Origin of the sequence: Sphingomonas sp. AP4-R1 (assembly GCF_013113735.1) — a bacterium.
Classification (GTDB): Bacteria; Pseudomonadota; Alphaproteobacteria; order Sphingomonadales; family Sphingomonadaceae; genus Sphingomonas_I.
Genome location: NZ_CP053346.1, coordinates 2,349,620 through 2,371,318 on the forward strand (window position 1 = coordinate 2,349,620; position 21,699 = coordinate 2,371,318).

General features: G+C 65.8%; 20 protein-coding genes. 11 read left to right on the top strand and 9 right to left on the bottom strand.

Annotated elements, in window-relative coordinates; genetic code table 11:
• The first annotated feature begins 105 nt into the window (after window positions 1–105).
• The 5 genes from HL653_RS11080 (at window position 106) to HL653_RS11105 (ending at window position 6,564) form a co-directional block, all read left to right on the top strand.
• Window positions 106–1,626 carry an aldehyde dehydrogenase family protein gene (locus tag HL653_RS11080; protein WP_171744576.1) on the top strand — a complete coding sequence of 507 codons (1,521 nt, stop codon included), beginning with the start codon at window positions 106–108 and terminating at the stop codon, window positions 1,624–1,626.
• Window positions 1,627–1,651: 25 nt separating this feature from the next.
• Window positions 1,652–2,677, top strand: coding sequence for an alcohol dehydrogenase AdhP (gene adhP / locus HL653_RS11085; protein ID WP_171746911.1), 1,026 nt, complete (start codon window positions 1,652–1,654; stop codon window positions 2,675–2,677).
• A 24-nt stretch (window positions 2,678–2,701) separates the two neighbouring features.
• Window positions 2,702–4,402 (top strand): copper resistance system multicopper oxidase, encoded by a 1,701-nt coding sequence (locus HL653_RS11090; RefSeq protein ID WP_171744577.1) that lies wholly within the window; start codon window positions 2,702–2,704, stop codon window positions 4,400–4,402.
• Window positions 4,399–5,388, top strand: coding sequence for a copper resistance protein B (locus HL653_RS11095; protein ID WP_171744578.1), 990 nt, complete (start codon window positions 4,399–4,401; stop codon window positions 5,386–5,388). The genes HL653_RS11090 and HL653_RS11095 overlap by 4 nt, the downstream gene beginning before the upstream one ends.
• 738 nt (window positions 5,389–6,126) lie before the next feature.
• A complete protein-coding gene (locus HL653_RS11105; protein ID WP_171746912.1) occupies window positions 6,127–6,564 on the top strand; it encodes a DUF411 domain-containing protein in 438 nt (145 codons plus the stop codon).
• A 38-nt stretch (window positions 6,565–6,602) separates the two neighbouring features.
• Here the strand turns inward: HL653_RS11105 and HL653_RS11110 are convergent, their stop codons facing one another.
• The 9 genes from HL653_RS11110 to HL653_RS11150 all read right to left on the bottom strand — a co-directional run bounded on the left by HL653_RS11110 (window position 6,603) and on the right by HL653_RS11150 (window position 14,443).
• Complete coding sequence (locus HL653_RS11110) at window positions 6,603–7,010, bottom strand: response regulator transcription factor (RefSeq protein ID WP_171744579.1); 408 nt, start codon at window positions 7,008–7,010, stop codon at window positions 6,603–6,605.
• Between the two features lie 84 nt (window positions 7,011–7,094).
• Window positions 7,095–7,718 carry a response regulator transcription factor gene (locus HL653_RS11115; RefSeq protein WP_171744580.1) on the bottom strand — a complete coding sequence of 208 codons (624 nt, stop codon included), beginning with the start codon at window positions 7,716–7,718 and terminating at the stop codon, window positions 7,095–7,097.
• Window positions 7,708–9,243 (bottom strand): PAS domain S-box protein, encoded by a 1,536-nt coding sequence (locus tag HL653_RS11120; protein ID WP_171744581.1) that lies wholly within the window; start codon window positions 9,241–9,243, stop codon window positions 7,708–7,710. The genes HL653_RS11115 and HL653_RS11120 overlap by 11 nt, the downstream gene beginning before the upstream one ends.
• Window positions 9,244–9,301: 58 nt before the next feature.
• A complete protein-coding gene (locus tag HL653_RS11125; protein WP_171746913.1) occupies window positions 9,302–9,691 on the bottom strand; it encodes a DUF305 domain-containing protein in 390 nt (129 codons plus the stop codon).
• A gap of 265 nt (window positions 9,692–9,956) precedes the next feature.
• Window positions 9,957–11,153, bottom strand: a complete 1,197-nt coding sequence (locus tag HL653_RS11130) for a copper resistance protein B (RefSeq protein WP_171744582.1) — start codon at window positions 11,151–11,153, stop codon at window positions 9,957–9,959.
• A complete protein-coding gene (locus tag HL653_RS11135) occupies window positions 11,150–13,102 on the bottom strand; it encodes a copper resistance system multicopper oxidase (RefSeq protein ID WP_171744583.1) in 1,953 nt (650 codons plus the stop codon). Before HL653_RS11135 ends, HL653_RS11130 begins: the two co-directional genes overlap by 4 nt.
• Before the next feature lie 65 nt (window positions 13,103–13,167).
• Window positions 13,168–13,734, bottom strand: coding sequence for an RNA polymerase sigma factor (locus HL653_RS11140; RefSeq protein WP_171744584.1), 567 nt, complete (start codon window positions 13,732–13,734; stop codon window positions 13,168–13,170).
• Entirely contained in the window at window positions 13,731–14,171 is a 441-nt protein-coding gene (locus HL653_RS11145) for a periplasmic heavy metal sensor (RefSeq protein ID WP_171746914.1), read from the bottom strand. The genes HL653_RS11140 and HL653_RS11145 overlap by 4 nt, the downstream gene beginning before the upstream one ends.
• Window positions 14,171–14,443 carry a hypothetical protein gene (locus HL653_RS11150; protein ID WP_171744585.1) on the bottom strand — a complete coding sequence of 91 codons (273 nt, stop codon included), beginning with the start codon at window positions 14,441–14,443 and terminating at the stop codon, window positions 14,171–14,173. Before HL653_RS11150 ends, HL653_RS11145 begins: the two co-directional genes overlap by 1 nt.
• A gap of 133 nt (window positions 14,444–14,576) precedes the next feature.
• Between HL653_RS11150 and copC the strand changes: the two genes are divergently transcribed.
• The 6 genes from copC (at window position 14,577) to HL653_RS11180 (ending at window position 21,699) form a co-directional block, all read left to right on the top strand.
• The gene (gene copC, locus HL653_RS11155; protein ID WP_171744586.1) at window positions 14,577–14,960 is read left to right on the top strand and encodes a copper homeostasis periplasmic binding protein CopC; all 384 of its coding nucleotides are present in this window, start codon (window positions 14,577–14,579) and stop codon (window positions 14,958–14,960) included.
• Window positions 14,961–14,964: 4 nt separating this feature from the next.
• The gene (gene copD, locus HL653_RS11160) at window positions 14,965–15,894 is read left to right on the top strand and encodes a copper homeostasis membrane protein CopD (protein ID WP_171744587.1); all 930 of its coding nucleotides are present in this window, start codon (window positions 14,965–14,967) and stop codon (window positions 15,892–15,894) included.
• 127 nt (window positions 15,895–16,021) lie between these two features.
• On the top strand, window positions 16,022–16,624 hold the full coding sequence (locus HL653_RS11165) for a class I SAM-dependent methyltransferase (protein ID WP_253717899.1): 603 nt from the start codon (window positions 16,022–16,024) through the stop codon (window positions 16,622–16,624).
• Window positions 16,625–16,691: 67 nt separating this feature from the next.
• Window positions 16,692–19,049 (top strand): heavy metal translocating P-type ATPase, encoded by a 2,358-nt coding sequence (locus HL653_RS11170; protein WP_171744588.1) that lies wholly within the window; start codon window positions 16,692–16,694, stop codon window positions 19,047–19,049.
• Entirely contained in the window at window positions 19,046–19,444 is a 399-nt protein-coding gene (gene cueR, locus HL653_RS11175) for a Cu(I)-responsive transcriptional regulator (RefSeq protein ID WP_171744589.1), read from the top strand. The genes HL653_RS11170 and cueR overlap by 4 nt, the downstream gene beginning before the upstream one ends.
• Before the next feature lie 533 nt (window positions 19,445–19,977).
• Window positions 19,978–21,699: an alpha/beta hydrolase gene (locus HL653_RS11180; RefSeq protein WP_171746915.1), complete on the top strand. Its 1,722-nt coding sequence runs from the start codon at window positions 19,978–19,980 to the stop codon at window positions 21,697–21,699.

Below are 21,699 nucleotides of genomic sequence, written 5' to 3' on the forward strand. Positions count from 1 at the left end.
AAGAAGATCTGTTCGACTGGGGAAGCCGGCTGCTGCGGAAGTTACTTATAGGCCCACACCGCACAGAGTTTACCCGTCAAGCGCCAGTGGAGATGGAGTCAGGCTATGTTCGAGAAAGCAATCGGGACCATCAACGCCGCACCGGCTTTCCGGCACCGCTATGACAATTTCATCGGTGGCCGCTGGAGCGCTCCCGCCGGCGGCGAATATTTCACCGACACCAGCCCGATCAACGGCGCCCCGATCGCCGAGTTCGCCTTGTCGACGCCGGAAGATGTCGAGCGCGCGCTCGATGCGGCCCACGCCGCCAGGGATCAATGGGCGAGGGTCTCGCCGGCCGAACGCGCCCGACTGCTCAACCGGATCGCCGATCGGCTCGAGGATAATCTGGAGCTGCTGGCGCTCGCCGAGACGATCGACAATGGCAAGCCGATCCGCGAGACGCGCGCCGCCGACGTGCCGCTCGCGATCGATCATTTCCGCTATTTCGCCGGCTGCATCCGCGCCGAGGAAGGCGCGATCTCGACGATCGACGCCAATACCATCGCCTATCATTTCCGCGAGCCGCTGGGTGTGGTCGGCCAGATCATCCCGTGGAATTTCCCGCTGCTGATGGCGGCCTGGAAGATCGCTCCCGCGCTGGCCGCCGGCAACTGCACCGTCATCAAGCCCGCGTCGCAGACGCCGCTCACGCTGATGATGCTTGCCGAGCTCACCGCCGATATCCTCCCGCCGGGCGTGCTCAACGTCGTGACCGGCCCCGGGCGGACGGTTGGCCAGGCGATCGCCGCCAATCCCCGCATCGCCAAGGTCTCCTTCACCGGCGAGACCGTCACCGGCAAGCAGATCATGCACGCCGCCGCCGACCATCTCATCCCCCAGACGATGGAGCTGGGCGGCAAGTCGCCCAACATCTTCATGGCGGACGTGCTCGACGAGGACGACGCCTTCTTCGACAAGGCGCTCGAGGGCTTCACGCTGTTCGCCTTCAACAAGGGCGAGGTCTGCACCTGTCCTTCGCGCGCGCTGATCCATGACTCGATCTTCGACCGCTTCATGGAGCGCGCCGTGGCGCGGGTCGCGGCGATCCGTCAGGGCGACCCGCTCGATCCCTCGGTCCAGGTCGGTGCCCAGGCGTCCGAGGACCAACTTCACAAGATCCTCGGCTATATCGAGATCGGCAAGGCCGAAGGCGCGCAGTGCCTGGCCGGTGGCGCCCGCGCGCTTCCCGGCGGCGAACTCGACCAGGGCTATTTCGTGCAGCCGACCGTGTTCGTCGGCGAGAACCGCATGCGGATCTTCCAGGAGGAGATCTTCGGGCCGGTCCTGTCGGTGACGCGGTTCAAGACGGTCGAGGAGGCGATCGGACTCGCCAACGATACGGCCTATGGCCTCGGCGCGGGCGTCTGGACCCGGAACGGCAACACCGCCTACCGCCTCGGCCGCGCGATCCAGGCCGGCCGGGTCTGGACGAACTGCTATCATCAATATCCCGCCCATGCCGCGTTCGGCGGCTACAAGGCGTCGGGGTTCGGGCGCGAGAACCACAAGATGATGCTCGACCATTACCAGCAGACCAAGAACCTGCTTGTCTCCTATGACGAGCACGCGCTCGGCCTGTTCTGACACTCTCATAGAAGGAGAAGCAGACATGGCGAAAACCATGAAGGCGGCCGTCGTCCGCGAGTTCGGCAAGCCGCTCGTGATCGAGGAGGCGCCGGTCCCGGAGGTCGGCCCCGGCCAGATCCTAGTCAAGATCGCGGCGACCGGCGTCTGCCACACCGACCTGCACGCGGCCGAGGGCGATTGGCCGGTGAAGCCGAACCCGCCGTTCATTCCGGGCCACGAAGGCGTCGGCCATGTCGCCGCGGTCGGGTCCGGGGTCACCCAGGTCAAGGAAGGCGACCGGGTCGGCGTGCCCTGGCTCTACACCGCCTGCGGTCATTGCGTGCACTGCCTGGGCGGCTGGGAGACCCTCTGCGACCTCCAGCAGAACACCGGCTATTCGGTGAATGGCAGCTTCGCCGACTATGTCCTCGCCGATCCCAACTATGTCGGCCATCTGCCCGACAATGTCGGCTTCATCGACATCGCGCCGATCCTCTGCGCGGGCGTCACGGTCTATAAGGGGCTGAAGGCCACCGCGACGAAGCCGGGCGACTGGGTGGTGGTCTCCGGGATCGGCGGGCTCGGGCACATGGCGGTGCAATATGCCCGCGCCATGGGCCTCAACGTCGCCGCGGTCGACATCGACGATCGCAAACTCGATCTTGCGACACGCCTTGGCGCGGCGCTGACGATCAATGCGCGCAAGGAGGATCCGTCGGCCGCGATCAAGAAGGCCATCGATGGGGCGCAGGGCGTGCTTGTGACGGCGGTCTCGCCCAAGGCGTTCCAGCAGGCGCTCGGCATGGTGCGGCGCGGCGGTACTGTCGCGCTCAACGGTCTGCCGCCCGGCGACTTCCCGCTGTCGATCTTCGACACCGTCCTCAACGGCATCACCGTGCGCGGCTCGATCGTCGGCACGCGGCTCGACCTGGTCGAGGCGCTTGCCTTCGCCGGCGAAGGCAAGGTCCACGCGACGGTGCACACCGAGAAGCTCGAAGCCATCAACGATGTCTTCGCGCGCATGCACCATGGCGACATCGAGGGACGGATCGTCCTCGATCTGGCCTGACCATCCATGGCGAAAGCACCGGTCATGCCTCCGTTTCACAGCCTGCCGGTCGCGCGGCGCCGCTTCGTCCAGGGTCTGGCGATCGGCGGAACCGTTGCCGGCTTCGCTCCCGCGCTATTCGCCAAATCGTTTTCCGTGCCGGCCGCCGAGCTGCGCGGAACCGAGTTCGACCTCGAGATCGCCGAGCTGCCGGTCAACTACACCGGCAAGCGCCGCGTCGCGACGGCGGTGAACGGTGCCGTGCCCGCGCCGGTCCTGCGCCTGCGCGAGGGCGACACCGTCACGCTGCGGGTTCGCAACAACCTCAAGGAGATGTCGAGCATCCACTGGCACGGGATCATTTTGCCGGCCGAAATGGACGGCGTGCCCGGCATCAGCTTCGCCGGCATCGCGCCCGGCGAGACCTTCACCTATCGCTTCGAGGTGCGCCAGGTCGGCACCTACTGGTATCACGCCCACACGCTCGCCGAGCAGACCGGGCTCTACGGCGCGATCATCGTCGAGCCCAAGGCGCCGACAGGGCCGGTTCCCGACCGCGACTACACCATCATGCTGAGCGACTGGTCGGATGAGCCGCCGCTCCAGATCTTCATGAACCTCAAGAAGTCGAGCAGTTATTATAATTTCGCGCAGCCGACCGCCGGCGACTTTCTCAACGATGTCGGCGCGATGGGGCTCGGCAAGGCCCTCAAGCGGCGGCGGATGTGGAACACGTCGCGGATGAATCCGACCGACTACAGCGATATTTCCGCGGCGACCTACACCTATCTCATGAATGGCACGACGCCGGCGGGCAACTGGACCGCGATCGCCGCGCCGGGCGAGCATGTTCGTCTGCGCTTCGTGGGCGCCGGGACGGCGACCTTCTTCGACGTGCGGATTCCCGGCGTCGCGCTCACCATCGTCTCGACCGACGGCCAGCCGGTGGTGCCGGTGACGGTCGACGAATTCCGGATCGGGCCGGGTGAGACCTATGACGTCGAATTGACCATGCCCGAAGGCGGTGCGCGCACGATCTTCGCCCAATCAATGGATCGAACCGGTTTTGCCCGCGGCACGATCGCGCCCCTGCCTGGCATGTCGGCGCCGGTGCCGGCCCTCGACGCGCGGCCCTGGCTCGAGCCGGTCGACATGATGGGTGCGATGACGACCATGGGCAGCATGGGCGGCGAACATGCCGGGCACGGCATGACCGAGATGCCGCCCAAGTCGCGCCATGCCCGCACCGAATATGGCGCTAACACTGACATGCGCGTCGACTATCCCCGCACCAATCTCGACGATCCCGGCGCCGGCCTGCGCGGCCGCTCGTGGCGCGTCCTGACCATGGCGAACCTGCGCACGCCGGACGGCGACCCCGACCCGCGCGAACCCGAACGCGACATAGAGTTGCATCTGACCGGCAATATGGAGAGGTTCATCTGGTCTCTCGATGGGATCAAGCTCAACGATTCCCGGCCGCTGCACTTCAGGCCGAACGAGCGGCTGCGCATCGCCTTCGTCAACGACACGATGATGTCTCATCCGATGCATCTTCACGGGATGTGGAGTGACGTCGAAGGGCCTGACGGTGCCTTCCAGGTCCGCAAACATACCGTGGTCGTACAGCCCGCCCAGCGGGTCAGTTTCCGTGTCACGGCCGATGCGATGGGCCGGTGGGTGTTTCACTGCCATCTGCTCTATCACATGGCGGCCGGTATGTTCCGGGAGGTGGTGGTCGCATGATCCGGCTCGCTTCCCCGCGCACCGCTACGCTCGCCCTCGCCATGCTCGCCTCGACCGAGATGGCGGCACCGGCCCTTGCCCAGGAGCCATCGCCCCAGCAGGCCTCGCCGCCTCCCCAAGCCTCACAGAACACCCCGCCAGAACAACACGTCCATCCCGCGCAACAAGCCGAGGATCATGGAGCGATGAACATGCCCGGCATGGATATGCCCGGCATGGACATGTCGGGCGGGAGCGCGAAGATGGACATGGGCCGCATGCAGGGCGGCAAGGCTCCCCCGGACGCGCGCGACTCCAACAACTATTCGGACGGCTACCGCAATTCGACGCTGCCGGGCTACGAAATGGCCGACAAGCTCTCGATCCCCAGGATCCTGGTCGACGAACTGGAATTCGTCACCGGCAATGAGGGGCAGGGCTTCGGCTGGACGGTGCAGGCCACGAGCGGCCAGGACAATGACAAGCTCTGGTTGCGCAGCCAGGGGCTGAAGAACTCGCGCGACCGGCTCGATCCCGAGAGCAGCGTCGAGGCGCTCTGGTGGCACAGCAAAAGCCCGTTCTGGGGAACATCGCTGGGCGTTCGGCAGGATCTGGGCAAGGGTGCGACGACCTGGCTCGCAGCGGGCATCAAGGGACTGGCGCCCTATTGGTTCGACGTCCAGTTGACCGGCTATGTGGGTGACGATGGCCGCGTTGCGGCGCGCGCGAAGGCGTCTTACGATGTCCTCTTCACCAATTGGCTGATCCTGACGCCGCAGGTCGAGACCAACATTTACAGCAAGCGCTCGACCGACCGCGAGCTTGGCGGTGGCTTCAGCAACGTCGAGCTGAGCGGACGCCTGCGCTACGAATTCTCGCGCAAGTTCGCGCCCTATGTCGGCTTCGTCTGGGAGCGCGCGCTGGGCGGCACCGCCGATTTTCGGCGTGCCGATCGCGAGCTGATCACCGAGCATCGCGTGGTGGTCGGCCTGCGCTTGTGGTGGTGAACCGCGATGTGGCATCGGCACGATCACGGAATGAACCCAAGCCTCGCAAGGAAGGGGCCAACCAGCGGGAGAGGCCGTCCCGCTCGTCCATGATGCTGCTTTTCGCGGTCGCCGCTGCGTCCGCGGGCCAGACCGCCATCCTTGCCTTCCTGCCATCGCTTGTTGACGACGGACAGGTTCCTCTTTCGCTGCGCGCCCATGACTCCCATGTCGCGAGCCTGAGCGTGGCGCATCCCCTCGCGGCGTTGCTCTTCGCACCGCTCTGGGGCTGGCTCGCGGCCAGACGGACTATCGGATCATTTTGCGCGCCGCACTCATCGTTCTCGCGCTGGCGCCGGTCGGGGTCGTAGCGCTACCGACGCGTCGATGATCGCGATCGCCGGCCTCATCGTCGTGGCCGGCTGGAGTTCGGCGAGCCTTCGTCTCGTCACCAGCTTCTGGATCAGCGGCCCCGCGCTCCCGTCTGGCTGGAAGCTCGGGCTGCAGCATGCGGCGGCCAGCATCGGTCAGGCTCTTGCCCCGATGGCGATCGCCGTTGCCGCGCCGGGCGAACAATCGGTCATATTCGTCGGCATCGGCTGGGCTTCGATCCTTCTGCTTGCGGCGCTGCCGCTCCTCTGCCGACCAGATCGGGCACGACAAAAGCCGCTGCCTGATGAGGGGGAGCGGCCGCCGGTGCGTATTGAACGATGTGGGCAAGCGCCTGCCGCTATTCGTCACTGTTTCAGGAACCGGACCATGAAGACCCACCTGCCTGCCGTCTTGCTGTTGCTCGCCGTGCCGGCCGTCGCCTTTGCAGCGAGTGACGTGGTCGTGCACCGGGATCCGGGATGCGGATGCTGTGAGAAGTGGGCACAGGCCGTCCAGGCCAGGCTGGCCCGGAAAGTGGTCATCACCGACGATCCGTCGCGGGCTGGGTTCCAACGTCGAGCCGGCGTTCCGCCCAGTCTTTCCTCCTGTCACACTGCGGTCGTCGACGGCTATGTATTCGAACGGCATGTGCCGGTCGCCGACATGAAGCGACTGCTGGCAACCCATCCGGCCGGCATCAAAGGCCTGGCGGTCGCAGGCATGCCGCTTGGTTCGGAAGGCATGGAGGTGCCCGGCGCGACGCCCCATCCTTATGAGGTGATCGCGTTCGGCAGCGCCGGCCAGCGCGTTTTTGCGCGCCACTGATACGAATATCCTGCCGGGGGCCGTCGCGACAGCGTGACCTAGCCCTCGAAGCCGATCTGCGCACGGTGTCGCCGGATCACATCGAGCAAGGCCCGGCCGATGAGCGGCTTGGCGAGGACGTGATCGAAGCCGGCCTCCCGCGCGCGCTGCGCGAGCGCGAGATCATGAAAGCCGGAGATCATGATCGCGCTTCCCGTCCAGCCCTTTTCGCGGAGCTGCCCCAGAATGGCGAACCCGTCAATGTCGGGCATGCGATAATCGACGATCACGCAATTGGCAGCGAGCGCCTCCGGGTCTGAGACGAGCGCCCGGCCCGTCGTATAGCCGCTCACGTGGTAACCACGCGAGCGCAGCATGAGGTGAAGGCCGCGACGTATCGCGGGATCGTCATCGGAAATCAGAACCCTGTAGAGCCGGTTGCGCGATCGGGAACTGGGGAAAGACATTTCGCGTGACGCACTGCCGAGAAAAAATGGACTGCTCCTTAGCGTCTCACTCCAGCGGCAACCCGTCGCTACGTAGTTCACGCATCATTTGCTCCTGCGGCCCAACCCGGCGGCGAAGGCGATCCGCAGGGCCTCGGAGAGATTGCGGACTTCGAGCTTCGTCATGACGTTTGCGCGATGGACCTCCACGGTTCGCGACGAGCAGCCGAGATCATAGGCGATCGTCTTGTTCGGGAGGCCGTTGGCCATTCCTTCCAACACCTCCTGCTCGCGCGGCGTCAGTGCGGAGATCCTCACCAGGGCTTCGGATTCTTCCAGCGCGCGGATATCGACGTCATTGATGCGCGCGAAGGCGCGATTGATGGCGTCGAGAAGGGCGGCCTTCTCGAACGGCTTCTCTAGGAAATCGACCGCGCCGCCCTTCATGGCCTGGACTGCGACCGACACGTCGCCATGCCCGGTGAGGACGATGACGGGCATGTTGATGCCGCGCTCCGCCATCGCCGCCTGGACGTCGAGGCCGTCCATTTCGGGCATCCGCACGTCGAGCAGCACGCAGCCGGTTTCGGCCGTCCTCGCCGTTTTCAGGAACTCGATCCCGGATGAAAAGGTAGTGACCGCAAAGCCGGCTGTCTTGAGCGTGAAGCTCGCCGCCTTCCGGATCGCCTCTTCATCGTCGACCAGATAGATGATGCGCCTATCCCCCATGATTATCCTCCGCCCGCGCATGGATCAGCGTGAAATGAAATCGCGTGCCGCCCCCGGCAGGATCTTCAACCCAGATCCGGCCACCATGGGCCTCGACGATCGTCCGGCAGATCGAGAGCCCGAGGCCCATGCCGCCTGCCTTGGTGGAGACGAAGGCCTCGAACAGCCTGGCGCGAACCTCTTCCAAAATGCCGGGGCCGCTATCCTCGATGGTCACCTCGATGAAGCCGTCGGGGCACAGATGCGTGGCCACCCTGAGATCGCGGATCGGCGATGACGCCATCGCCTCGACGGCGTTCCGGATGAGGTTGACGAGCACCTGCTGGATCTGGACGCGGTCGACGAGAACGGGCGTCGCGGCCGGATCATAGGTGAAGAAGCTGCGGACACCCCGTTCCCGCGCGCCGACCAACGCGAGCTGGCCCGCTTCCTCGATAAGGCCGGGCACCGCCACCAGGTTCTTGTCGACCTCGCCCCGGGCCACGAAATCGCGAAGCCGTCGCACGATATGACCTGCGCGCAGCGTTTCCTGCGCCGCATCGTTCATGACGGCGCGAAGATCGGCAAATCGCTCGTCCTCCAATTCCTCGAACAAATCCCGGACGGTCTCGAGATAGAGCGCGACGGCCGCGAGAGGCTGGTTCAGCTCATGGGCCAGCGTCGAGGCCATGGTGCCCATCGCGCTCAGGCGCGAGACATGGACGAGTTCGGCCTGCAGCTCCTTGAGCTTGAGTTCGTCCTCCTCCTTGGCGGTCAGGTCGCGGATGAAACCGGTGAACACCCGGTGGCCGTCCTCGCCGGCTTCGCCGACCGACAGCTCCATGGGGAAAGTGGTGCCGTCCTTGCGCTCTCCGACGACAACGCGACCGATGCCGATGATTCGGCGCTCGCCCGTGTGCAGGTAGTGGCTGATATATTCGTCGTGCCGGTCGCGATCGGGCTGCGGCATCAGGCACGAGACGTTGCGCCCGATCAGCTCCGCTTCCCGATAGCCGAACAGGCGCTCGGCGGCCGCGCTGAACGAGGTGATGCTCCCCACCTCGTCGATGATGATCATCGCGTCCGGCACGGTCGCAAGGATGGACTGCAGGTGCTGTTCGCGCGTCTCGATCGAAGCGCGGACCGCGGCGTCATCGGTGATGTCGCGCGTGATGCAGGCGAAGCCGCAGTGCATGTCGCCATCGAGCAGCGCCGTGATGGTCAGGCGCGCCAGATATTCGGAGCCGTTCTCGCAAACGCGCCAGGCTTCCCGCTCGAATGTCCCGTCGTGCAAGGCTGCCGACAGGTCGGCCTGTGGTCGACCTGCCGTGATTTCGTCCGGCGGGTAGAAGAGATCGTGGGCGTTTCCGAGCACGCGGTCGAGCGGCCAGCATTCGATCCGCTCGCCCTCCTCATTGTAGCTCAGCACCCGGCCCGCAGGATCGAGCAACAAGAGGACATAGCCACCGACCTGTCGCAGGAGGAGCGGAGCGAGCCGCTTGACCTCAGCGGCGACGTCCGGGGCGCTTGAATCCTTTTTGTCCATGACGTCCCTCAGCCTAGGAACCGGGGCCGCCGGCGGACCCGCGGTTCAGACGACGCATTCAGCGGCGCGCGAGAATGGCCTTCATCTCGTCGATCTCCTGACGCTGCGACTGCTCGATCGCTTTGCAGAGCCGGATCACCTCCGGATCGCTCAGCCGGGCCTCGCGACACATCAGGATCGCGCCGGAGTGATGCGGGATCATCGAGCGCAGGAATTCCGTGTCGCCGATCGTGGTCTGCGTGCGGATCAGGGCGAAGCCGCCGAAGAAGGCGATCAGCGATGCCGCGATGAGCGCGATATTGGCGGCTTTCGACGGGAACATGTGCCGCATTGCGAGGATCATCAGCACCACCACCGGCGCGACCATCATCAGCGTCATGTAGAACATGTTCAGGTTGTTGTAGACGCTGTCGAGGCCGCCGATCATGACGAACATCACCAGATACATGATGACGCCGCCCACGACCGTCTGGAGCCCGAGGCTCTAATAGGCGGCTTTCTGTTGGCTCGCGTGTCTGCCCAAATGGTCCATCGATCGTCTCCTTCCGACAGGGAGAATGCGCTGCCCGGAGAGGATCGCGGTGCCGTCCCGCACGCGGCCGATGAGGGCGGGGGCGCACAGCGCGCGCTCCGCCTTCGCCCTCGGAACCGGCCTGCCGCCTTCCTGACAACCATGCCCTTTTCTCTCGCCCCGCCACCGGCCGTCTCCCGCGCTAGAACCAGAAGCGGACGCCAGCGACGAAGCTCGTGGCATGGACGTCCTCGCCGGCAAGGCGGGAAAGGCGAGCCGTGTCGCCGGTCTTGCGCAGGTAGGAGACGCCGGCATAGGGCGCGAACTGGCGGCTGAACTCGTAGCGCAGCCGGGCACCGAGCTCGACGTCGACCAAGCCCGATCCGATGTCGTTCCTCGGCACATCCTGCGCGGCGAGGTTCAGCTCGACGCGTGGCTGGAGGATCAACCGCTGGGTGATGCGCTGGTCGTAATAGCCCTCGACGCGCCCGAGGAGATCGCCCTTGTCGGAGAGGAAGAGCGCGCCTTCCACCTCGAACATACCAGGCGCCAGGCCCTCGAAGGCGACCGTCGCATAGGTGCGGTCAGGACCGCGCCCGAAGTCCTGCCGGACGCCAGCCTGCAGATTGAAATAGGGATCGATCGCATGGCTGAAGAGTGCCTGCACCTCGGCCGTGTCGATGCCGCGGCTGAACTCGCCTTCGCCTTCGCTCTTGAGCCAGAGCCGGTTGATGTCGCCGCCGTAAAAGGCTTCGCCGTCCCAGCGATAGCCGTCGCGGCCGCTATGCGCCTGATACTCGAAGATGTTGAGGATTGCCTGGGCGAACCGGCCATCGCCATTCTCCTTCATCATCGCCTTGCGAGCGCGCGCCATCTCGGCGCCCGGAAAATCGCGATCGGCATAATGATCGTGCGGAACGGGCGGGGGCGGGGCGTTGCCGGCGGGTAGGGCCGTCCCGGTCATCTCCATGCCCGGCATCGCTCCCTGGCTGTGCTGCGCGTGGTCCGTGCCCGGCGTATCGGGCATCGCGGCGTCCTGATGCTGCGAATGGTCCATCCCCGGCATATCCGGCATCGTATCGGACGACGGTTGCGATGGGTTCGCGTCGGGCATGCCCGGCATGGCCCCCGCCTGATGCCGGGAATGATCCATACTCGGCATGTCGTCCGCCGCGGGCGCCTGGACCGGCAGGCGCGATCGCGGCTGCGCCGCGGACGGCTTGGCCGGCGGTTTCTGCTGTGCGCGTTGCGGACGCGGTTTCACCGGCTTCCTCGCAGGCTTGCTCTGGGCCGGCTGCGCCATGCCAGGCATGTCGTGCATCGAGTGATCCTGGGCGAACGCGGGCTCGGCAGCTATGAGGGCGATGCCGCTCACCAGCGGCGCGAGGGAGCGGATCATGCCGCGTCTTCCTTCGAACGAACGCTCACGACCCGCATCATGCCGGCATGCATGTGGTAGAGGAGATGGCAGTGGAACGCCCAGTCGCCGATGGCATCGGCGGTGAAGTCCCAGCTCACCTTGCCGCCGGGCTGGACGATGACCGTGTGTTTGCGCGGAGAATGATCACCGTGCCCGGTCACCAGCTCGAAGAAATGGCCATGGATGTGGATCGGATGGCCCATCATCGTGTCGTTGATGAGGTTGATCCGTATCCGCTCGCCTTCGGTGAACGGAATCGGCTCGTGATGGTCCGACATCTTCTCGCCGTCGAACGACCACATGAAGCGCTCCATGTTGCCGGTCAGGTGAATATCAATGCTGCGGCTCGGCGCCCGGACGTCGGGATTGCGCTCCAGCGCCATCAGATCCTTGTAGACGAGCACCTTGTGCCCGGCATCCTCCAGACCCTGGCCGGGCTCCCCCGTGCGGTCGACCGGCATTGGCGAGATCGTCTGGACACCGGGATCGCGCTTGACCTGGGGCGCGTTCGAGAAGTCGCGCATCTTCATCGAGCCCATCGCCATGTCGCTTCCGCCATGGTCCATGCCCGCCATTTGGCCGCCGGCTCCCGCCGCCATCGCCGAATGGTCCATCCCGGTCATGGAGCTGTGGTCCATTCCGGCCATGGCCGAGTGATCCATTCCTGCCATCACACCGGGGTCCATGCCGGGCATCGTCGCTGCCGTTGCCGCGCTGCCGAGACGCGCTGAGGCATTTTTCTCGGCGCTGGGATCGATAGCGCGAGCGGGACCGCCCGACATATCCATTCCCTCCATGCCGGGCATCGAGGACATGTCCATGCCCATGTCCTTCATGGTGGCGAGCGGGCGCTTGCGTAAGCGTGGCACCTCGGCCGCCATGCCGGCGCGCGGCGCGAGCGTGGCGCGGGCCATGCCTGAACGGTCGACCGCCTCGCCGACGATCGTGAAGGCCTTGTCCTCGCTCGGGTCGACGATGACGTCGTAGGTCTCAGCGACGCCGATCTGGAATTCGTCGACCGTCACCGGCATTACATTCTGACCGTCGGCCTGGACGATGGAGAGCGGCAGGCCCGGAATGCGGACGTTGAAGGTGGTCATCGCCGAGGCGTTGATGAAGCGCAGCCGCACGCGCTGTCCGGGCGTGAACAGCGCCGTCCAGTTGTCGAACGGACCATGGCCATTGACGAGATAGGTGTAGGCGGAGCCGGTGACGTCGGAGATGTCGGCGGGATCCATCCGCATCTTGCCCCAGTCGAGCCGGTCCTTCGCCTTCTGGTCGCGGCCTCCGATCAGCCCGGCCAGGGTCTGGCGCTGGAAATTGAAGTGACCCGGATTGACCTTGAGACGGCGGAAGATCGCTTCCGGCGATAGCGGGCTGTGGTCGGCCAGCACGATGACATGCTCGCGGTCATAGGCGATCGGATCGGCGCCGGCCGGATCGATGATGATCGGACCGTAATGGCCTTCCTGCTCCTGCAGACCTGAGTGGCTGTGATACCAATAGGTGCCGCTCTGGATGACCGGAAACTCGTAGAGATAGCTGCCGCCCGGCGAGATGCCCGGAAACGAGACGCCGGGCACGCCGTCGTGCTTCGCCGGGACCAGCACGCCATGCCAGTGGATCGAGCTGCCCTCCTCGAGCTGGTTGATGACGTTGAGGCGAACCCTTTGCCCCTCGCGCAGCCGGATCAGCGGCGCGGGGACGGTGCCGTTGACGCCGATCGCCTTGAAACGCCGGCCGTCGATCGTCATCGACTGCCGCGCAATGGTCAACGCGATGTCCTCGCCCGAAACGGTAGGAAGCGCGGGCTGCAGCCCTTGCGAAACCGTCTGCGCCCAGGCCGGCAGCCACGCGGACAGCGCTGCGCCGCCGCCTACGATCGCGGCGGCGCGCAGGAACTGGCGGCGGTCGAGCACTGAGTTCATGAAGCGCTTCTCTGCTCACATCCAAAAAGGCGTTACTGGGATTACGCAGCGCGGGCGCTTACCCCTCAGGATTTTTGCAAGATTTCCGAAAGTCGTGTGCGGGCGCGATAAAGTCTTGTTTCCACCGCCTTCTGGCTGATGCCGAGGATCCGGGCCGTCTCCGCTTCGGAGCTGCCCTCGATCGTCCGCAGGATCAGCACCTCCTTGAGCGCGGCGGGAAGCGTGGCGATCGCCGTCATCGTGCGCTCCAGCTCGGCTTCGCCGGAGACGGTCCTGTCCACGTCTGGCGTGTCGTCCGCCACGTCACGGGCCTCGCCGAGCGGCAGGGCGAAGGCGAGCAGCCTGCGAACGGCGCGCCGGCGGCGCCAGTCGGTGCATTTGTTGAGCGCGATACGCGATAGCCACGCCCGGAAAGATCGTTTGTTGTCATAACGGCCGAGCGCGCCAAACGCCGAGACGAAGCAGGCCTGTGTAAGATCGAGCGCTTCTTCGCTGTTGCCGATATGGCTGCGCACGAGCCGATAGACCCAGCCCTGGTGGCGCCGCACCAGCTCGCCGAACGCCGCCTGCCGGCCGCCACGCGCCAGAGCCGCAAGCTCGCCGTCCGAGCAGTCGGCGAGGTTAAGCGTCATTTTTTCTGGGCCGTGAGCGCCTTTACCACGGCATCGTCGAACTTGCCCGTCTGGTCCGGCCTGAGCACCGCGCGCATCGCGAAGATGTGCTCCAGTGTTTCCTTCTGCAGCGCGCCCATCGCCTGGTGCGAACGGTCTACGGCCGCCGCCACCTGCGGTCCATAGCCGTGCTCGGACCGGATGGCCTGGGCAAGCCACGCATTGTCGGCACGCAGTTCTGTCTCGAGCGCTTGGCGGCGGATCGCGTAGCGCGCCTCGATGGCTTCTAGACGCGCGTGCTGCCCGGCATCCAGCTTGAGATCGCGGTGGAGCAGCTCGTGGAGCTCGTTTTCGACCGGCCGATCGGGCACCAAATAGAGCCTCCCGATCACGACGCCGGCGATCGCCGCGGCGAAGGTCAGCACGACGAGAAGGACCAGCCGGCGAGGATCGCGCATCATCGCGGTCCAAGCAACGTAGATGGCGCCAGCGCCAACCGCGCATCGAATGGCGTGATGGTGCTTGCGCCAGCGGATGCCGCCGGCAGCGCGGAACCCCCGATTCCGATGAACAGCGCCACGACCGCCGCAATGCCGAACGTAGTGTTGCCGACGCTCGGACTTGCCTGGATGCGCGCGATCTGCGCCATCACGCGATCGTCGAGACCGTGTAGCCGCGCATCGAGCGGTGCGTCGCGCAAGCGCGCGAGAAGTGTGTCGAGATCCGTCATCTGAATTCTCCTTCAATCCTAGAATACGCAATAACCCATCATTCCCCTCACGCGAGACGCTCGCGAATATTTCGAGGGGTCGGCCGCAGCGCTGCGTATTCAGTAATACGTTCTTCAAGATGGAGTTGCTTTCATGCCTGCACCGCACCGCTTTGCGCTGGACGCGCTCGCCGCCAGCGTGCTCGTCGCCTCGCCCGCCTTCGCCCATCCCAAGCTCCTGTCCTCGACGCCGGTGGCCAATGCGAGCGTCGCGGCGCCGTCGAAGATCACGCTCACCTTCAGCGAGGGCCTGATGCCCAAGCTGTCCGGCGCGAATATCGTCATGACCGGCATGCCGGGCATGCCCAACCATCGCATGGCGGTCACCGGGTTCGAGACCGCGACCGATGCCGACGGCAAGACGCTCGTTCTGACCCTCGCCAAGCCGCTTTCGGCCGGAAGCTATCAGGTCGCCTGGCATGTCGTCTCGACCGATACCCACCGCGTCCAGGGCAATCTCGCCTTCGCCGTGAAGTGACCTCGTGAGCGACGTGGCTCTCATCTGGGTCCGCTGGGCGCTCTACGTCGATCTCGGGCTGCTGTTCGGCCTGCCGCTGTTCGCGCTATACGCGCTGGGAGGTGGGCGGGCAGGGCAGCGACATCTGCCGCTTGCCGTTCCGCTCATCGGCCTCGCCGTGCTGGGCCTCATCCTGTCCGCGGTGGGGTTCGTGATCCAGGGGGCGGCCATGGCCGGTGTGCCGCTCACCCGGGCGGACATGTCGATCCTCAGCGATCTGTTGGGCACGACGGCGCTGGGCCTCGCGCTCAAGATACGGGTGCTGGCGCATCTTGTCGTCCTGATCGGCTCCGCGCTGCTGGGCCGATGGCCGCGTGCAGCGACCGTGGTGGCGACGCTTGCAGGCGCGGTCGCGCTGGCGACGCTTGCCTGGGGCGGCCACGGCGCAGCGGGCGAAGGCAACGCCGGCTGGCTGCAGCTTGCCGCCGACCTCATCCATCTCTTCGCCGCAGGTGCGTGGGTAGGGGCGATCGCTGCCTTCCTCATCCTGGCGCTTCCGCCGATCGCTTTCGGCGATATGGAGCGCCCGACGCTGGCCGAGCGCGCGTTGCGCGGCTTCGCAGGCGTCGGCACGCTAATCGTCGCTTTGCTCATTCTGACCGGCGCCATCAACGGCTTCTTCCTGGTCGGTCCAAATCGCGTCGCGGCCCTCGGGCAATCGACCTACGGCCTGCTCCTGATCGCCAAACTGCTCCTTTTTGCCGCGATGCTCGCCCTGGCCGGGCTCAACCGCTTCCGCCTGACCCCCGCGCTCGGTCTTGCGATCGAGCAGAATGATGCGCCGCGCGCCATGGCGCTGCTGCGCAGGAGCCTCTTCGTCGAGGGAAGCCTGGCGATCGTCATCTTCGCGCTCGTCGCATGGCTGGGGACACTGTCTCCACCCGTGTCGGCCTAGCGCAATTCCGTCCGCCCTGAGCGGAGCGCGTCATGCAGCCTACACGCCGCCCCTGGGAACCGGATCCACCCAAGGCTATGATCGGGCCATCCGCCTGTGGACCCGCGAGCGTCGTTGGCGGGGAGCGATGCTGGAGGCACTCGCACCCCGGACCGGAGAGACGGTGGTCGACATCGGTTGGGGCACCGGCAGCTTCGCGCTGATGCTCAAGCGCGCCCGGCCGGACCTCGCGGTGGTCAGCATCGATCCCGATGCAGAGGCGCGCGCCAAGGGCGCAGCGGCGCATCTGGACATCGAATGGCGCCAAGGCTTTGCTGAGGATCTCGTCAACCAGACGGCCGACGCGGTCGTGTCGAGCCTGGTACTGCATCAGGTGCCACTCGCCGGAAACGCCGCAACCCTTTGCGCCATGTACCGGATTCTGCGCCCGGGCGACCGTCTGCTCATCGCCGATTACGGTCGGCAACGCGGGCTGATGAGATTGCTCTTTCGCCTCACCGTCCAGCATCTCGATGGCGTCAGCGATACGCACCCAATGCCGATGGCTGCTTCCCCGGCCCATATCGACAGCAGGTTTCGAAGACGTCGCCGAGCCCTTCGCGGTGCCGACGGTAACAGGGACGATCCGCCTGATGACGGCGCGGCGTTCGCGCTCAGCTTGAGGCATATCCCGGCCGCGAGCTGCCGGGTGTCGAGCGTGGTGGCGTCGAGCGCCAGCGTGGCCGCTTAGGAGAATACGTATTGACCCTGACACGGTGTCAGACCCTACATCGTCAGGCGTCGAAAGGAGCAAGGCGATGAATGAGACACACTCAGCGGCGCATGGCGGTGTTTGCTGCGGCGGCCATGGGCCTGCGAAACCGGCAACGGGCGTCAAGGATCCGGTCTGCGGCATGACCGTCGATCCGGCGAAAACCGAGCATCATGCAGAGCATGACGGCAAGACCTGGCATTTCTGCAGCGCGGGTTGCCGCGCCAAGTTCATCGCCGACCCCGCACGCTACCTCAGCCCACCCGCGCCGCCGGTAGCAGCGCCCGAAGGGACGATCTGGACCTGCCCGATGCACCCGGAGATCCGGCAGGACCATCCCGGCGCCTGCCCGATCTGCGGCATGGCGCTCGAGCCGGCGACGGTGACGGCCGACAGCGGCCCCAGCCATGAGCTGGTCGACATGACCAGGCGCTTCTGGATCGGTCTCGTTCTCGCCATTCCGGTCCTGATCCTCGAAATGGGCGGGCATATCTTACCAACGCTTCATCACATCGTGCCCATGTCGGTCTCGATCTGGGTCCAGTTCGCTCTTGCGACCCCTGTGGTGCTCTGGGCCGGCTGGCCCTTCTTCGAGCGGGGCTGGGCCTCACTCAAGACGCGTAACCTCAACATGTTCACGCTCATCGCGATGGGCACCGGTGTCGCCTGGATCTACAGCGTCGTCGCCACGCTTGCGCCACAGATATTCCCGCCCGCGTTCCGCAACGCCGACGGCGCGGTCGCGGTCTATTTCGAGGCGGCTGCGGTCATCACCGTGCTGGTGCTGCTGGGCCAGGTGCTCGAACTGCGAGCGCGTGAGCGCACGTCGGGCGCGATCAAGGCGCTGCTCAATCTCGCGCCCAAGACGGCGCGGCGCATCGGGGCCGACGGAAATGAAGAGGAGGTGAGCCTCGATCTCATCGCCGTTGGCGATCGGCTGCGGGTGCGTCCCGGCGAGAAGGTGCCGGTCGACGGCGTCGTCGAGGATGGCCGCTCCTCGCTCGACGAATCGATGGTGACCGGCGAATCCATGCCCGTCACCAAGTCCAGGCAAGACAAGGTCATCGGCGGCACACTCAACCAGACCGGCGCGCTCGTAATCGTCGCCGACAAGGTCGGGCGCGACACCATGCTCGCGCGCATCGTCCAGATGGTCGCCGAGGCGCAACGTTCGCGCGCGCCGATCCAGCGCATGGCCGACCAAGTCGCGGGATGGTTCGTGCCTGCGGTGATCCTGGTGGCGGCGCTCGCCTTCATCCCGTGGAGCATTTGGGGGCCCGAGCCGCGCTTTGCCTATGGGCTCGTCGCCGCGGTCGCCGTGCTGATCATCGCCTGTCCCTGCGCGCTGGGTCTCGCGACGCCGATGTCGATCATGGTGGGGGTCGGCCGGGGCGCAGGGCTCGGCGTCCTCATCAAGAATGCCGAGGCGCTCGAGCATATGGAGAAGGTCGATACACTTGTGGTCGACAAGACCGGGACGCTGACCGAGGGACGGCCCGCTGTCACGCAGATCGTGCCGGCTCCCGGCTTCGACGATGCCGAGTTGCTGCGTCTGGCTGCGTCGGTGGAACGCGCGTCGGAGCACCCGCTGGCGCTGGCGATCGTCGAAGCGGCGAAAGGCCGTGGCATCGCTACGAGCGATGTGAGCGACTTCGACTCCCCGACCGGACGCGGCGCGCTCGGCACCGTCGATGGCCGCAGGATCGTGCTCGGCAATGCCCGCTTCCTCTCGGAGGAGGGGATCGCGACCGAGGCGCTGGCCGAGCAGGCTGACGCGCTTCGCCGCGATGGCGCCACCGCGATCTTCATCGGCATCGACGGCAAGGTCGGCGGCGCCTTCGCGATCGCCGACCCGGTCAAGCAGACGACACCGGAGGCCCTGGCTGCGCTCAAGGCCGAGGGTATCCGCGTGGTCATGCTGACCGGTGACAACCGCACGACCGCCGAGGCGGTCGCGAGGCGTCTCGGGATAGACGATGTCGAGGCCGAGGTGCTGCCCGACCAGAAGAGCGCCGTGGTCGCGCGCCTCAAGAGCGAGGGCCGCGTGGTCGCGATGGCCGGCGACGGTGTCAACGACGCGCCGGCACTGGCTGCCGCCGATGTCGGCATCGCCATGGGCTCGGGGACGGACGTTGCCATCGAGAGCGCCGGCGTGACGCTGCTCAAGGGCGATCTCATGGGCATCGTGCGGGCACGGCGGCTCAGCCAGGCGACCATGTCCAACATCCGCCAGAATCTGGTTTTCGCCTTCATCTACAATGTTGCCGGCGTCCCCGTCGCGGCGGGCGTCCTCTATCCGCTGTTCGGCATCCTCCTCTCGCCGATCATTGCCGCGCTGGCGATGGCATTGTCCTCGGTGAGCGTCGTCACCAATGCGCTCAGACTCAACCGGAGGGCGCTGTGAATATCGGCGAGGCGTCGAAGCAAACCGGCGTCTCGGAGCGGATGATCCGCCACTATGAGAAGATCGGCCTCATCCCGCCGCCACCGCGCCGGGGTGCGGGCTATCGCGACTATGGTGAGCGCGACCTTCATCGTCTGCGGTTCATCGCCAATGCCCGCGATCTCGGCTTTCCGATCGACGAAATCCGGACCCTGCTTGGCCTGTGGGCCGACACGGGCCGCAGCAGCGCTGATGTGAAGCGGGTAGCGTTGGCGCGGGCGTCGGAACTTCAGCGCAAGGCGCAAGCCCTGACGACGTTGCGCGAGACCCTCGTTGATCTTGCCGAGCGGTGTCACGGCGATGAGCGGCCGGATTGTCCGATCATCGCCGAGCTGACTCTTGATAGAAAATGTTAAGGCAGGCGGCCTCTCGGAGCAGACCCGTTCAGGCGGCCGGGGTGCTGATCGCACTTGGCATTCTCACGATAGGGCTTGCGATATATTTTCTCGCAGTACGCCCGCCGCTGTTGCCCGAGGATCTTCTATATCGGCGGCAATCCGCAGGCCCTGTCGCCAGCCTTGCAGGACTGCTCGGCATCGTCTTGCACACCTGGGGAGGTTTTATCGCGGGCTACGGCATCATGTTGACAGGCGCCGGCCTTTTCATGCTGACCGGGCGGAATAGCTGGCTCGGCAGGGCGACCGCATTGAGCGTCGTGATCGTGTTTGGCCGCTTTCTGTACAGCAATGTCGTGCTGGGCTCCGACTTCTTGTGGGCTGTTGTCGGCTTCTTCGCATTGGCACTGACTGCCCTTTGCCTTCTGGGGCCGGCATATGGGAGCAATTCCTCCGTAGGACTACGGAGTGCGCGGACGCTTCCCAAGCTTCAGGGCTTGTTGCACCGCAGCAGGAGCGTGAGTGTGGAGAGTCGAAGTAATATCCCTGACCCGTTGGACGGTCTGGCCACGACGCTGGATCGATCGAGCTTCGCCGCCATCGCGCAGCTGACGTCCGGCCAGTCGCCCGCCACGCTGGCGCAATCCTATTCCGACTGGTGGGGGCATCTTCTCTGCTCGCCCGGCAAGCAGCTGCAGCTCGCCGCCAAAAGCGGGCGCAAGCTGGTGCGGCTCGCCGACTATGTCATGCGCAGTGCATCCGGCAGCGATCCCGAGCCGGCGATCGATCCGCTGCCCCACGACCGGCGCTTCGCCGACGCCGCCTGGAAGCGCCACCCGTTCGACCTGATCGAACAAGCCTTCCTGCTCCAGCAGCAATGGTGGCATGCCGCCACCACCGGAGTGAGTGGCGTCACCGGACACCACGAGGCAATTGTCGAGTTCGCGACCCGCCAAATGCTCGACATGGTGTCCCCGACCAATTTCATCTTGACCAACCCCGTGCTCCAGCAGCGCATCCTCGAAACCGGAGGACAATGCCTTGTCGAGGGCGCGCGCTATTTCCTCGAGGATCTCGAACGCATGGTGCGCGGGCAGCCTGCAGCGGGCGCCGAGGCCTATCCGGTGGGCGAAAAGGTCGCCGCCACGCCTGGCAAGGTCGTGGTTCGCAACAGGGTCATGGAACTGATCCAATATGCGCCGACCACCGAGACGGTGCGTCCCGAGCCGATATTGATCGTGCCGGCATGGATCATGAAATATTACATCCTCGACCTGTCCCCGGAAAATTCGCTCATCCGCTGGCTGGTGGGGCAGGGGTACTCCGTCTTCTGCATCTCCTGGCACAATCCCGACAGCGCCGACCGCGATCTCGACATGGAGGATTATCGCCTGCTCGGACCGATGGGCGCCGTGGATGCCATCCAGGCGATCACCGGCAGCGACAAGATCCACGCGGCCGGCTATTGTATCGGCGGCACGCTGCTTGCCATCACCGCGGCGGCGATGGCGCGCGATGAGGATCAGCGTCTGGCGAGTGTTACGCTGTTCGCCGCCCAGACCGAGTTCAGCGAGCCGGGCGAGCTTGGCCTGTTCATCGACGAGGCGGAGATCAACCTGATCGACGCGATGATGTGGGCGCGCGGCTTTCTCGACAGCAGCCAGATGGGCGGCGCCTTCCAGATGCTGCGATCGAACGATCTGGTCTGGTCGCGCATCCTCTCGACCTATCTCATGGGCGAGCGTGAGCCGATGATGGATCTCATGGCATGGAACGCCGACGGCACCCGCATGCCCTACGCCATGCACGCGCAATATCTGCGTCGCCTGTTCCTCGACAACGATCTCGCCGAAGGGCGCTACGAGGCCGGCGGCCACCCGGTCTCGCTCTCGGCGCTGCGCATGCCGATCTTCATGGTGGGCACGGAGACCGACCATGTCGCGCCGTGGCGCTCAACCCACAAGCTCCACATGCTGACCAGCGCCGAGATCCGCTTCGTGCTGACGAGCGGCGGCCACAATGCCGGCATAGTCTCCGAGCCCGGGCATCCGCATCGTCACTATCGCATCGCGACACGGACGCAGGATGGCCCGGCGCCAAGTCCCGATGCTTGGGTGGAGCGGGCCGAGCAGCACGAAGGGTCGTGGTGGCCCGAATGGAGTGCATGGCTTGAAGCGCACTCCGGCGAGGCGGCGCCGCCGCCGGCGATGGGTGCGCCCGAGCGGAGCTATCCGCCGCTCGGTGATGCCCCCGGGCGCTACGTGCTGGAGCGCTGA